The sequence below is a fragment of the Kitasatospora sp. NPDC052868 genome (assembly GCF_044547105.1).
Classification (GTDB): Bacteria; Actinomycetota; Actinomycetes; order Streptomycetales; family Streptomycetaceae; genus Kitasatospora.
Map to the genome: position 1 here is coordinate 352,180 of NZ_JBITZW010000004.1, position 13,210 is coordinate 365,389.

Annotated in this window: 11 protein-coding genes; 8 read left to right on the forward strand and 3 right to left on the reverse strand. The window is 74.5% G+C overall.

The genetic code is table 11. The annotated features are described in order from the left end of the window. Positions 1 to 402 precede the first annotated feature (402 nt). On the reverse strand, positions 403 to 1,395 hold the full coding sequence (locus tag ACIGZJ_RS10270) for an ATP-binding protein (protein WP_396456799.1): 993 nt from the start codon (positions 1,393 to 1,395) through the stop codon (positions 403 to 405). Positions 1,396 to 1,635: 240 nt separating this feature from the next. Between ACIGZJ_RS10270 and ACIGZJ_RS10275 the strand changes: the two genes are divergently transcribed. Then, positions 1,636 to 2,529, forward strand: a complete 894-nt coding sequence (locus ACIGZJ_RS10275; RefSeq protein WP_396456800.1) for an oxidoreductase — start codon at positions 1,636 to 1,638, stop codon at positions 2,527 to 2,529. 475 nt (positions 2,530 to 3,004) lie between these two features. Here ACIGZJ_RS10275 and ACIGZJ_RS10280 read toward each other — a convergent pair whose 3' ends face one another. Continuing rightward, positions 3,005 to 4,006, reverse strand: a complete 1,002-nt coding sequence (locus tag ACIGZJ_RS10280) for an HAD-IB family hydrolase (protein WP_396456801.1) — start codon at positions 4,004 to 4,006, stop codon at positions 3,005 to 3,007. 699 nt (positions 4,007 to 4,705) lie between these two features. On the opposite strand from ACIGZJ_RS10280, the gene ssd reads away from it, so the two are divergent. The 7 genes from ssd (at position 4,706) to ACIGZJ_RS10315 (ending at position 10,514) form a co-directional block, all read left to right on the forward strand. After that, on the forward strand, positions 4,706 to 5,830 hold the full coding sequence (gene ssd, locus ACIGZJ_RS10285) for a septum site-determining protein Ssd (protein ID WP_396456802.1): 1,125 nt from the start codon (positions 4,706 to 4,708) through the stop codon (positions 5,828 to 5,830). Further along, positions 5,830 to 7,164, forward strand: coding sequence for a TadA family conjugal transfer-associated ATPase (locus tag ACIGZJ_RS10290; RefSeq protein WP_396456803.1), 1,335 nt, complete (start codon positions 5,830 to 5,832; stop codon positions 7,162 to 7,164). The genes ssd and ACIGZJ_RS10290 overlap by 1 nt, the downstream gene beginning before the upstream one ends. A 144-nt stretch (positions 7,165 to 7,308) precedes the next feature. After that, entirely contained in the window at positions 7,309 to 8,358 is a 1,050-nt protein-coding gene (locus ACIGZJ_RS10295) for a type II secretion system F family protein (RefSeq protein WP_396456804.1), read from the forward strand. Between the two features lie 272 nt (positions 8,359 to 8,630). Beyond that, positions 8,631 to 9,218, forward strand: a complete 588-nt coding sequence (locus tag ACIGZJ_RS10300) for a type II secretion system F family protein (RefSeq protein WP_396456805.1) — start codon at positions 8,631 to 8,633, stop codon at positions 9,216 to 9,218. Positions 9,219 to 9,320: 102 nt separating this feature from the next. Beyond that, a complete protein-coding gene (locus tag ACIGZJ_RS10305; protein WP_396456806.1) occupies positions 9,321 to 9,593 on the forward strand; it encodes a DUF4244 domain-containing protein in 273 nt (90 codons plus the stop codon). Continuing rightward, complete coding sequence (locus ACIGZJ_RS10310; RefSeq protein WP_396456807.1) at positions 9,583 to 10,044, forward strand: TadE family type IV pilus minor pilin; 462 nt, start codon at positions 9,583 to 9,585, stop codon at positions 10,042 to 10,044. The genes ACIGZJ_RS10305 and ACIGZJ_RS10310 overlap by 11 nt, the downstream gene beginning before the upstream one ends. Continuing rightward, the gene (locus tag ACIGZJ_RS10315) at positions 10,032 to 10,514 is read left to right on the forward strand and encodes an Rv3654c family TadE-like protein (protein ID WP_396456808.1); all 483 of its coding nucleotides are present in this window, start codon (positions 10,032 to 10,034) and stop codon (positions 10,512 to 10,514) included. Before ACIGZJ_RS10310 ends, ACIGZJ_RS10315 begins: the two co-directional genes overlap by 13 nt. On the opposite strand, the gene ACIGZJ_RS10320 is transcribed toward ACIGZJ_RS10315, so the two are convergent. Then, positions 10,509 to 12,995 (reverse strand): DEAD/DEAH box helicase, encoded by a 2,487-nt coding sequence (locus ACIGZJ_RS10320; protein WP_396456809.1) that lies wholly within the window; start codon positions 12,993 to 12,995, stop codon positions 10,509 to 10,511. The genes ACIGZJ_RS10315 and ACIGZJ_RS10320 overlap by 6 nt on opposite strands. Positions 12,996 to 13,210 lie beyond the last annotated feature (215 nt).

A 13,210-nucleotide genomic window follows, 5' to 3' on the forward strand; every position in this document is an offset into this window, starting at 1 on the left:
TGGCGGGATGGCGTGGGCGCGGCGGGGAGTGCGGGTGTCACCGGCCGGACCGTGGACCATCAAGGAGGTCCCCGCAGAGAGGACCATCAAGACTCGGTAAACCGAGGGTAATGAAAGCTTTGCACAGCGTCATTTGGGGTGGTAGGTCCGGAGCCTTGGATTCACCCCATTGGGTGGTAGTCGAACCGATGGGAATCTGCTGACGAAACCGGTCGGCAGGGCCTGCCGGCACCCGGGCCGGATGTGCGAGGGCCGCGGTCTCCCCGGGTGGGGAGGCCGCGGCCCGTGCTTTCGGCAGAGGTGTGCCGGTGTCCGGTGGTGCTGGTGTGCCGCCTTCGGTGCCGGGGGCCGGTCGGGTGGCGGCCAGGTGGTGGCTGAGTGGGTGGCCGGGTGGTGGCCGGGTCAGGCGGGCACGCCCGCGGCGGCCGGGTGCTCGCCGCCCAGCACGAACTCCCGGTCCACCTGGGTCGCGAGGTCGATGCCCACCTTGGCGTTGGCCCAGCTCTCGGCGTTGCGGAGGTGGAAGAGGACGGCCTGCTCGGTGTAGCGGTGCGGGTCCCGCTGCTCGTACGCGGCGTCGGCCTCCGCGCGCAGCCGCTCCAGCACCTCGCGGTTGCCCTCCTCCAGTGCCCGCAGCGGCGGCTCGGCGCCCTGCTCCAGACGGCGCACCCAGTCGGAGTGCCCGAACGTGGCCAGGAGGTCGTCGCCCACCTCGCGACGGAGGAAGTCCAGGTCGTCCGGGCCCTGCACCTTGTTGCCGACCACGTGCAGCCGCACGCCGAAGTCGCGGGCGTAGTCCTTGTACTGGCGGTACACCGAGACGCCCTTGCGGGTCGGCTCGGCAACCAGGAAGGTCAGGTCGAAGCGGGTGAACAGGCCGGAGGCGAAGGAGTCGGAGCCCGCCGTCATGTCGGTGACCACGTACTCGTCCCGGCCGTCGACCAGGTGGTTGAGCAGCAGCTCGACCGCGCCGACCTTGGAGTGGTAGCAGGCCACGCCGAGGTCCTCCTCGGTGAACGCGCCGGTGGCCAGCAGTCGCACCGACCCCTCGTCGAGCGCGATCGGGCGGGCGCAGGCCGCGTACACCGGGTTCTCCTCGACGATCCGCAGCAGGCGTGAACCCCGGCCGGGCGGCGTGGTCTTGATCATCTCCTCGGCTGAGCCGATGAGCGGATTGCCGCCGCGCAGATACTCCTTGATCTCGGGCAGGTGCGCACCGAGTGAGGGCAGCTCGGCGGCTTGAGCATCCGTCAGGCCGAGCGCCGGGCCGAGATGTTGGTTGATGTCGGCGTCGACGGCGATGACCGGGCGCCCCGCGGCGGCCAGGTGGCGGATGAACAGTGAGGACAGCGTGGTCTTGCCGCTGCCGCCCTTGCCGACGAAGGCGATCTTCATCTGGGACTCCGGCTCTCGCTCTGGGGCCCTCGCGTCGGGCCTCTTGCTCGGGGCCTCCTGCGCTGCGCCGAGTGCGCCGAGGCTGACGATCTCCAGAATTGGAAATCGTTATCGTCTCCGATAGTGCTCATGCTATCCGCGGTTTGGGGCTCGCTGCCGGAGGGAAGTGAGGATTGCCTCTAACGGGTGATGCGGGGTTGCTGTTTCGGGAGTGCCCTCCTGTTCATTACTCTCGGGTAGGTGAGCACTGGAACAGATCCCCTCGCCCCGCTGGCCCAGCTCCCCGGGGTGCCCGACGCGGTGGCCGAGGTGCGCAAGGCCGTCGACCGCCTCTACGGGCACCGGGTGATGCGCCGCCGCGCGGCCGAGGTCACCTCCGAGTCCGCCCTGCGTGGGGCCCGCGCCTCGGCGGCGCTGGCCGGGGCCGACTGGCCGCTGGAGGAGGTCCGGCGCCGCAGTGACTTCAGCGCGGACCAGGAGTCCCGGACGGTCGGTGCGGCTCTGCGGATCGCCGCCGAGGCCGGACAGCTGTTGAGCGTGTGGCGGCACTCGCCGCTCCAGGTGCTGGCGCGGCTGCACCTGCTGGCGGTCGGCGACGCCGACGCGGCGGCCGGGCGGCCCCGGCAGGCCGGTGAGGCCGCCGACGAGCTCTTCCCGCTGGAGCTCGCGTCGGCGGAGGGTATCGGGGTCGAGGCCGCGCCCGACGGTCCGGTGGCCGAGCTGCCGCCGGCCCCGGGGGCGGAGGAGGTCGCGGCCCGGCTGGACCAGCTGTCCCGGCTGCTGGTCGCCCGCGCCGAGGGGCAGGGGGTGGGAACGCCGGCCCTCGTGGTCGCCTCGGTGGTGCACGGGGAGCTGCTGGCGCTGCGGCCGTTCGCCTCGCACAACGGCGTGATCGCGCGTGCGGCGCAGCGGATCGTGCTGATCGCGGAGGGGCTCGACCCGAAGTCGATCTGCCCGGCCGAGGTCGGTCTCGCGGAGCTCGGAACGGATGCCTACCGGCGGGCGCTGGCGGGCTATCTGGCCGGCACCCCGGAGGGGTTGGCGGCCTGGATCGGGCACTGCGGACGGGCGTTGCGCCTGGGTACGCGGGAGAGCACGGCGGTCTGCGAGGCGATGCAGCGCGGCATGGTCTGAGCCGGCCCGGGCGCCTCGGGCGCCCTTCCGGCCGGCGGCTGCGGCTCTTCGCGCTGCAGTGGCGCACGCCCGGGTTCGGACCCGGGCACACGGATGCGGCGGCACCTGATCCTGCCGGGTGCCGCCGCTGGTACAGGTGCCGGGTGACCATGCATGCACCGGAAGTGCCCATCAGACGGGGATCCTGCCCGTTCGTCTGGTGCGGCGGCCCGACAGCGGGTCGGCTGCATGTGGGTGCTCGACTATCTGTACGTGCGGTCCGTGGGGCCTGAACTGCGTTGTCGGTTTGACCTCTTCGGTCCTGACCGGGTCTCGCGGGCCGTGCTTCATTTGTATCGCGTTTCGGGCGAAAGGGGAACCCGAAACGAGAAGTCTTTGGCTTTTGCCCGCTCCATCCCGAACGCTGGGCTATGTCCGTTTTGGTGAGCTCGGGAGGGCGACCGGCCGGCCCCGTCGTGGCAGGGGCCGCCCGGTCCTAGGCGGCCGGCCGGCGGCGTCGTGCCGCGTACCAGATCACCCCGGCGGTCACGAGCGCCGTGCCGATCGCCACGGCCGTCAACACCGAGCCGCTCGGCGCGGAGAACTCCGGGAGCCGCCGCCGCAGTTCCACCGGGCGGTCGAAGACCAGCACCGGCCACTCACGGGCCACCGCCTCCTTGCGCAGGGCGCGATCCGGGTTGACCGCCGACGGGTGGCCGACCGCCTCCAGCAGCGGCAGGTCGGTGGACGAGTCGCTGTAGGCGTAGCAGTCGGCGAGGTCGTAGCCCTCCCGCTCGGCCAACTCGCGGATGGCCGCCGCCTTGTTCTCGGCGTAGGCGTAGTACTCGATCTCGCCGGTGTAGCAGCCGTCCTCGATCTTCAGGCGGGTGGCGATCACGTGGTCCGCGCCGAGCAGCGCGCCGATCGGCTCGACCACCTCGGAGCCGGAGCTGCTGACGATCACCACGTCGCGGCCGGCCGCGTGGTGCTGCTCGATCAGGGAGGCGGCCTCGTCGTAGATGATCGGGTCGATCAGGTTGTGCAGCGTCTCGGCGACGATCTCGCGGACCTGCTGGACGTTCCAGCCCCGGGTGAGCGCGGAGAGGTACTCGCGCATCTTCTCCATCTGGTCGTGGTCCGCGCCGCCGACCAGGAAGACGAACTGGGCGTACGCGCTGCGCAGTACGGCCCGACGGTTGATCAGGCCGCCCTGGTAGAACGGCCGGCTGAAGGCCAGCGCGCTCGACTTGGCGATGATGGTCTTGTCCAGGTCGAAGAACGCGGCCGTCCGGGGACCGGTCGGGCGTGCGCGCGGCGTGGCGGGCCGGGTCGCGGCGGGCCCGGCAGGGTCTTCGGCAGCGTCCGGACTTGCGTCGGCGGGCGGCTGTGCGGGGCCGGCGGTTTCCGGCGCTGGGGCGGCCGAGGGGGTTCCACCGGACTCGGCGGTGCCGTCCGGGGACTCGTCGGCGTACTCGTCGGCGTTCTCGGTGGTGTCCACGGGAACCGAGGATAGAGGGCCGTGCAAAACACCCCGCCATTCGGCGTACTCATGGGCGTGCGGGTTTGTGTTTCTGGCCGCTCGGGTACACCATGGAAGTCACGGATCGTTCGCGACCGTGCTAACCCGGTCCGGCTCCTCCCCCCCGAGTCGGGCCGTGGATAGACGACCCCCGCTCTCCCCCCCGGCGGGGGTCGTCGCACGTCCGGGGCCATTTTCAGGGGTTGAAGGCCGCTCGCGGAGGGTTCCGCCGCCGGCCGGGTTCCGGCGTACAGGGGGTGTCGGCCCGAGCGCCCGCTTCTTACTTTCGTCACTCTGTGTTGTCGGTTACTCATGGTGGCCGACGGCTTTGTGCTGCCCCGAGGGCGGCCCGCCGGTGCCCCTGTGCCGGGCGTGGGGAGGCTGCGGCGGATGTGGTCCGGGCCGCGGTGAATCGGCTGCCGACTCTCCTCGGTGAGTCCCTTCCGTCAATTCTTTGTTCAATAGCCCCCCACCCGGGTGAACGTTCTTGTCCACAGCCCCCGAGTTGTCCACAGGGATTCGGAACGGGGCTGACGGAATGCGGATCGACCTCCACCGTGATGTCCGGCGGCGGTTGCCGGGCCCTCGTGCGGGGCTCACCGGGTGACCGCCCGCCGGAACCGTCCGGACCGCACCCGTCCCGCCTCCCGCGGACGGGCGCCTCGCAGGGGAGCCGCCATGTCGACACCGACCACCGACCACACCACCGCCAAGGGCCCGCAGGTCGCCGGCCCGCTCGTCGTCACCGAGGACGAGGGCCTCGCCGAGCACCTGTTGCGGATCTGCGCGGCGGCCGGCACCGAACCGCGGCTGATCCGGGGCGCCCCGCCGCCGCGCGGGCTCTGGGAGGCGGCGCCGCTCGTCCTGGTCGGCGACGACCAGGCCAGGAGGTGTGCGGGGCTGCCCCGCCGCACCGGGGTGCTGCTGCTCGGCCTGGATCTCGACGACCCCGAGGTGTGGGTCAGGGCCGTCCAACTCGGCGCCGAGCACGTGCTGTTCCTCCCCGACGCCGAGGGCTGGCTGCTGGACCGGATCGCCGACGCGGCCGAGGGCGTCGGGGCGGCGGCGCTCACCGTCGCGGTGCTCGGCGGTCGGGGCGGGGCCGGGGCCTCCACGCTGGCCTGCGCGCTCGCGGTCACAGCGGCCAGGACCGGTCGGCGGACCATACTCATCGACGGCGATCCGTTGGGCGGAGGGCTGGACATCCTGCTCGGCGGCGAGACGGCGGGCGGACTGCGCTGGCCCGGCCTGGCCGGCGCCAGGGGTCGGGTCAGCGGCGCCGAGTTGGCCAAGGCGCTGCCCGCGATGAAACGGCTCACGGGGCTGTCCTGCCTTTCGTGGGACCGGGGCGACACGCTGACCGTGCCGCCCGGGGCCATGCGCAGCGTGCTGGCCGCCGCCCGCAGGCGTGGCGGGCTGGTCGTGGTCGACGTGGCACGCCATCTCGACCCGGCGGCCGGGCAGGCCCTGGAGCAGTCCGACCTGGCACTCCTGGTGGTGCCGGCCGAGCTGCGGGCGGTGGCGGCGGCCGACCGGGTCGCGGCGGCCGCGCGGATGCGGCTGGGCGACGTCCGGGCCGTGGTGCGCCCGGTGCGGCCCGCAGGCCTCCGGGCGGACGTGATCGCTCAGGGGCTGCGGCTCCGTCTCGCGGGTGAGCTGCCGCCGGAGCCCGGGCTGGCTCTCGACGCCGAGCGGGGCGTGCCGCCCGGGATCCGCGAGAGCGGCCCGCTCGCGCGCTTCTGCGCGACCTTCCTGGACGAGGTGCTGCCGCCGGTTCCGGCGGTCGGAGGAGGTGTGTACTGATGGTCCGTCTGCGCAGAAACGGCATGCTGGAAAGTGCTGGAGACAGGGCGTCGGGGAGCCTGGCGACCGGGGGCTGCGCGGTCGCGGGACGAGCCCCGGAGCCTGGTGCGGGCCAGGATCCGCACCCCTACGGGCGGACGGCCCGGGAGGAGCGCGCGGCGGCGCTGGTGGACGCCGTGCGGCTGCGGTTGGCCGAGTCCGGTGCGGCCCCGACGGCAGGGTCCGTCGCAGCCGCGCTGCGGGCCTCCCGGCCCCCGCTCGGCGGCGACGAAGTCCTGGACACCGTGCGCTCGCTGCGCGCCGAACTGGTGGGTGCGGGCCCGCTGGACCGGCTGCTGGCGGCGTCCGATGTCACGGACGTCCTGGTCAACGGCCCGGAGGAGGTCTGGGTCGACCGGGGCGGCGGCCTGCGGCGGGCCACCGGGGTGCGGTTCGCCGACGCCGAAGCGGTCCGCAGGCTGGCCCACCGGCTCGCCACGGCGGCCGGCCGAAGGCTCGACGACGCCCGGCCCTGGGTGGACGCCCGACTGCCGGATGGCACCAGACTGCACGCCGTGCTGCCGCCGATCGCGGCCGGCTGCACCCACATCTCCCTGCGGGTCTGCCGCCCTCGCCCGTTCACGCTCGACGAACTGGTGGCCGGTGGGGCACTGCCCCCGGAGGGCGCCGAAGTGCTGGCGGGCATCATGCGGGCGAGGCTGTCGCTCCTGGTCAGTGGCGGGACGGGCACGGGGAAGACCACGCTCCTCGCCGCGATGCTCGGTCTCGTCCCGGCGGACGAGCGGATCGTCATCGCCGAGGACTCCGCCGAGTTGCGGCCCTCCCATCCGCATGTGGTCCGCCTGCAGAGCAGGCCCCCCAACCAGGAGGGCCTCGGCGAGCTGACACTGCGGGACCTGGTCCGCCAGGCGCTGCGGATGCGGCCCGACCGGCTGGTCATCGGGGAGGTCCGCGGGGCGGAGGTCTCGGACCTGCTGGCCGCTCTGAACACCGGGCACGAGGGCGGTTGCGGCACCGTGCACGCGAACACGGCGGCCGACGTCCCGGTCCGACTGGAGGCGCTCGGATCGCTGGCGCGGCTCGACCGCCCGTCGCTGCACAGCCAACTCAGGGCCGCGTTGGACCTGGTGGTGCATCTCGTCCGGGATCCCGGCACCGGGCGGCGGCGGGTGTCCGAGATCCACACGCTGGCCGGCGACCGCGACGGCCTTGCCGTCACCGTCCCGGCGGTGGCCTTCACGGCGGGCGGTGCCACGGTGCCCGGAGCGGGATGGGAGCGGCTTGTGCGGCTGCTTGCGGCGCGCGGGGTGACGCTCGCGGGCGGGCCGCCGTGACGGGGGCCGTGGCGGCCCTGGCGGCGGCGAGCGCCCGCCAGGCGGAGGTGGTGTTCGTCCTGCTGCTGGGCGGATGCGTGACAGGCGCCCTGGCCCTGCTCGGGCCGTGGGGCCGGAAGAGCCGACGACGAGGAGGTGGGTGACATGGCGAGGGACCAACTGGCGCTGTGCTGGGCACTGGTGCTCTGCGGCGCGGCGGTGGCCGGGTGGTGTGCACTCCAGCGCCAGGTGTCCGGGGCGAGGCGATCCCGGATGCTGCTGGTGGGCGAGGACGGCGGTCCGGGCGTGAGCCGGGATCGGGCGGCGGCTCGGCCCGGCCGGGTGGCGGGTGGTCGACCGACCTGGCTGGTACCCGAACTGCTCCTCCTCCCGGCCGGATTGGCGGCGGGGGCGGTGACCGCCTCGCCGGTTCCGGTGCTCGCCGCCGCGCTGGCCGTTCTCCCGCTGCGGGGCTGGCGGCTGCGCCGTGGAGCGGCCCGGTCGGCCCGCCTGCGCGGTGCGGCGGTGGTCGACCTCTGCGCCGCGCTGGCGGGGGAGTTGCGGAGCGGGGCGACGCCCGAACAGGCGCTGCACCTGGTGACCACGCGGATTGCCGCGGACCGGGAGACGCTGTGCAGGCTCGGGGAGGAGCCGGTGGCGCGGCTCGCGGCCGGCCGGTACGGCGGGGACGTGCCCGCGGCGTTCCTGCTTCTCGCCGAACTGCCGGGCGGGAGCGGGGCGGTCGCGCTCGCGGCGTGCTGGCAGGTCGCGTCCGACAGCGGATCCGGTCTGGCGGCGGGCCTGGACCGGGTCGCCGAGGCCCTGCGTGGCGAGCACACGCTCTCCGAGGAGATCGAGGGCGAGCTCGCGGGGCCGCGTACGACGATCGCCGTCCTGGCGGTGCTGCCCGCGGCCGGGCTGGTGCTCGGAGTAGCCCTCGGGGCCCGGCCGGTGGACGTCCTGCTGCACACGACGGCCGGACTCGGCTGTCTGGCGGCCGGGGTGGCCCTGGAGGCGGTGGGCCTGGCCTGGATGGCGCGGATCGTCCGAGCGGCCTCGGCGGGTGCCCTGGGCGGCACTGCGGACGGTGGGGGTCCGGTCGACGGCGGGCGCGACCGGTTGGGCGTCGGCGGCTGGCGATGCGGAATCTCGCGGACACGGGCTCGAGGCGGTGTGCCGAGCGGTGCGTTCCGGTCGGAGGTGATGTCGAGGTGAGCGCGGGAGCCGAATGGGCCGCTTCGGGGCTGGCGGTGGCGGCCGGGGCGCTGCTCCTGCGGCAGTGGGCGGCGAGGGCTGCGGCGCGGCGTAGGCGGGCGGCGGTCTGGGGCGGCCGGGCATCTGGTGAACAAGATCCGCCGGAGGGCCCGTCGGGGCGGGCAGGGTGGACCGGAGGGCTTGCCGGGCGGCCGCCGCCCGGGCGCCGGGGGCTGGGTGCGACGGCTGGGCGCTCGGGTCGCTCAGAGCGCTCGGGTCGGGTGGCGGTCGCGGTGGGCGCTGGGCTCGGGGTGGCGCTGGTGCTGGGCGGCGGAGGCGGTCTGGCCGTGGGCGCCCTGCTTGCCGCGGGTCTGTGCCGGTGGCTCGCCGGGGCCCGCTCCCCGGAGCAGCGGCGGGCCGGTCTGGAGGAGGAACGGCTGACCCGGCAGCTTCCGCTGACCGCCGAGTTGCTGGCGGCCTGCCTTGGGTCCGCAGCCTCGCCGGCTCTGGCGGTCGGGGCGGTCGGTCGGAGCGTGGGAGCGCCCATGGGGCCGCGGCTGGTGGCCATCTCGGCCGAACTGGCCATGGGCGCCCCACCGGAGGTCTGCTGGACCAGGCTCGGCGAGGAGCGCCCGGCGCTGGCGCCGCTGGCCCGCTGCCTGGTCAGGACGAGCCTCAGCGGGGCTCCGGTGGCGGAGGCGCTGGCCGGGCTGGCACACGGTAGGCGGGCTGCGGCCGGCCGGGCGGCGCACACCCGGATCCGCCGTGCCGGAGTGATCGCCACGGCGCCGCTGGGCCTCTGCTTCCTCCCGGCGTTCGTCCTGATCAGCGTCGTCCCGGTGGTGATCGGCCTCACCGCCGCCTTCGCGAAGGGGATGTGAGGTGGCATCAGTCCATCTGCAGTGAAGCCTGGTCGGAGTCGGCCGGGCCGTACATCGCAGTGGCGCGGCAGTCCGCGCCGCCAACACGGAGGAGAAGAGACCATGGCTGTAGTGATCACGCCCACGCCCGTCACCGGGCGCCCGGCCCGGCACCTGCTCGGGCTGTGCCGCCGCCGGGGCCGCCTGGCGGCCGGCCGGATCCGGCGGGCGGCCCGCCGCAGGAGCAGGTCGGATGCCGGGATGACCACGGCCGAGTACGCGGTCGGCACGCTCGGGGCGTGTGCCCTGGCCGCAGGCCTGTACAAGGTGGTGACCAGCGCGGCCGTCACCGGTGCGCTGACCGAGCTGTTGGACCGGGCGCTTCATGCGACGTGACGGTCCTTGCGCGGCCAAGGCGGCCAAGGCGGCCAAGGCGGCCAGGGCGGTCAGGGCGGCGAGGCGCCGTCGCGGGGGCGATGCGGGGTTCGCCACGGCGGAGACCGCGGTGGCCCTGCCGGCGCTGGTGCTGCTCGCCGCGATGCTGATCTGGGCGGTGCTCGCGGCCGCCGCCCAGATCCGCTGCGTGGACGCGGCCCGGGTCGGCGCCAGAGCGGCGGCGCGCGGGGAGGCGGATCCCGCTGCGCTCGCCCGCTCGGCCGCCCCGCCCGGAGCGGACGTACGGGTCGCGGTGGACGCCGACACCGTCCGGGTCACCGTCGACGCGCCGTGCCCGGCTCCCGGGCAGCTCGCCGCGCTCCTCTCGGTGCGGCTGGGCGCGGCCGCCGTGGCGGCCCGGGAGGACACCCTGGCGGGCGGCGGAGGAGGTGGCGGGCCATGGCCCTCCTGAGCCCGGTGAGGGAGGCGCTGCGTCGGGCGACGGGTGCCCGCACGGCCCGCACCGCCGCGGCGGGGCGAGGGCCCGACGCGGGCTCCGCGACGGTCTGGCTGGTCGCGTTCGCCGTGCTCGGCTGTGCGGTGTTCACGGCGACGCTCTCGGTCGGCGCGGTGATCGGGGCACGGCACCGGGCCGAGTCCGCCGCGGACCTGGCGGCGCTCGCCGCCGCAGGCCGGTTGCTGATCGACCCGGACGGCGGTTGCGGTCGGGCGGCCGCGATCGCCGCCGCGCAGGCGGCCACGGTGGCGGCCTGCACGGTGGACCGGGAGGCGGACGCCGTCGAGGTGGTGACCGAAGTGCCGGTCGGGGCGCTGCCCGTGCGCCTGGTGGTCGGTCCGGCGCGCGCCCGGGCCCGGGCCGGACCGATCCGGGGCGCGGTCACCGCGGCGGACGACCGGCTTGGGACGGCGGGTGGCTCATGAACCTTCGGTGGCCGGCCCCTGCGGGTCGGCGGGGCCTTGCTGGTCGGCAAGGTCACCTGGCCCGTTCTGCTCGGGTCCGCTCGGTTTCGCCGGGCCGGGGTTCGTCTCGATCGCCGCCCCCGTCTCGGCCGGTGACTCCGCTCCCGCCTCGCCCGGTGACTCCGCCGCCGGGGCGCCGGCCAGCAGCACCTCCAGCAGTCGGACGGCGGCGGCCTTGTCCAGCGGGTCGTTCCCATTGCCGCACTTGGGCGACTGCACACAGGAGGGGCAGCCGCGTTCGCACTCACAGCAGGCGATCGCGTCCCGGGTGGCCGTCAGCCACTGCCGGGCCCGGTGGAAGCCGCGTTCGGCGAAGCCGGCCCCGCCGGGATGGCCGTCGTAGACGAACACGGTGGGCAGGTGGGTGTCGGGGTGCAGCGGCACCGAGACGCCGCCGATGTCCCAGCGGTCGCAGGTGGCGAACAGCGGCAGCAGGCCGATGGACGCGTGCTCGGCGGCGTGGGCGGCGCCGGGCAGCTGGTCGAGCAGGATGTCCGCGTCGAGCAGCTGGTCCTCGGTGACGCACCACCAGACCGCCCGGGTACGCAGGGTGCGGGGCGGCAGGTCGAGCTTGGTCTCGCCCATGATCTCCCCGGTGGAGATCCGCTTGCGCAGGTAGCCGACCACCTGGTTGACCACCTCGACGGAGCCGAAGCAGAGCCGGCCCTCGCCCCACTCGACGGTGGTGTCGGTGGAGAGCACGGAGATGGAGGTGATGTCGCGGGCGGCCGTCGTGTAGGGCGGATCGGCCGGTTCGACCAGGGCGACCGAGTTGTCCAGGTCGAACTCCCGGACGAGGTAGCTGCGCCCCCGGTGGAGGTGGACGGCTCCGGTGTGGACGGTGGTGTGGGCGGCGGAGGCGTCCACCGTGCCGAGCAGCCGGCCGGTCGGGGACTCGACGATCTGCACCGGGTTGCCGCCGCCGCCGCGCAGGTCGACGGCGTCGGCGGCCCGCTCGCGGCGGGTCCAGTACCAGGAGCCGTCGGTCCGGCGGCGGAGCAGTCCGCGCTGCTCCAGTATCGGTAGCAGTGGGCCGCTCGACGGGCCGAACAGCTCCAGATCGGCTTCGGTGAGGGGCAGTTCGGCGGCGGCCGCGCACAGGTGCGGGGCGAGGACGTGTGGATTGTCGGGGTCGAGCACGGTGGCCTCGACAGGGGTGGCGAACAGGGCCTCCGGGTGGTGCACCAGGTAGGTGTCCAGCGGATCGTCCCGGGCGATCAGGACGGCCAGCGCCCCCTGGGCCTCGCGCCCGGCCCGCCCGGCCTGCTGCCAGAGCGAGGCCCGGGTGCCGGGGTAGCCGGCCATCAGGACGGCGTCCAGACCGGAGATGTCGACGCCGAGTTCAAGAGCGGAGGTGGAGGCGAGGCCCAGTAGCCGACCGGTGTGCAGATCGCGTTCGAGGGCGCGGCGCTCGTCGGCGAGGTAGCCGCCGCGGTAGGCGGCCACCCGGTCGGCGAGCGGTCGGCCGAGCTGGTCCTGGGTCTGCAGGGCGACGAGTTCGGCCGCGCGCCGGGAACGGACGAAGACGACGGTACGGATCTGCTGTTCTACCAGGTCGGTGAGCAGATGGGCGGCCTCGGCGGTGGCGGTCCGGCGGACGGGCGCGCCGTGCTCGCCGACGTTCTCGGTGAGCGGCGGCTCCCAGAGCCCGAACACCATCGGGCCGCGCGGCGAGGCGTCCTCGGTGACGGCCTCGGCCGGCAGCCCGGTGAGGCGCCGGGCGGTGGCGGCCGGGTCCGCGGTGGTGGCCGAGGCCAGCATGAAGGTGGGCGAGGAGCCGTACCGGGCGCAGATCCGGCGCAGCCGTCGCAGCACCTGGGCGACGTGCGAGCCGAAGACGCCCCGGTAGCTGTGGCATTCGTCGACGACCACGTAGCGGAGCGTCTTGAGGAAGGAGGCCCAGCGCGGATGGGCGGGCAGGATGCCGCGGTGCAGCATGTCCGGGTTGGTCAGCACGTACGAGGCGTACTGGCGGACCCACTCGCGCTCCTCGGGCGGGGTGTCGCCGTCGTAGAGGGCGGCCCGGACCCGGGGCGGGGCGAGTTCGGCGGCCCGGCGGCGCTGGTCGGCGGCGAGCGCCTTGGTGGGGGCGAGGTAGAGCGCGGTGGCGCCGCGTCCGTTCCTGGCCTCGGTGCCGTCCAACAGGTCGCTGAGCACGGGGGCGAGGTAGCCGAGTGACTTGCCCGAGGCGGTACCTGTGGCGATCACCACAGTATGGCCGGTTTTGGCCAGTTTCATGGCCTCCGCCTGGTGGGCCCAGGGCTGTTCCACGCCCAGGGCCAGGGCGGATGCCACGATCTCCGGTCGGATCGAGTCGGGCCAGGGCGAATAACGGGCCGGTCGGGCGGGAAGGTGCTCCGTATGGGTGAGCCGGTCTGACCGCCCTCGGGTGGTGGACAGGGTCGCGAGCAGTGCCTCGGGCAGGCTGTGACGGGGCGGCATGAGGACCCAGTGTGTCACCGGCGTGACGGAGAATCGTCGTAAGCCATCGTGCGGTCATGGTCGCAGGTGGTTGAATGTGGCCGTGACGGCCGTACGGCCGGGGGTCGCAGCGCTGAGGCTTGCCACATGTTGGCTGGGCGTGCCCGGGGCTCGCGACCATGCGGTGGCGGCCGTCCGGCCGAGGATCGCAATGACGTAGCAAGGCAAGGTGCTGG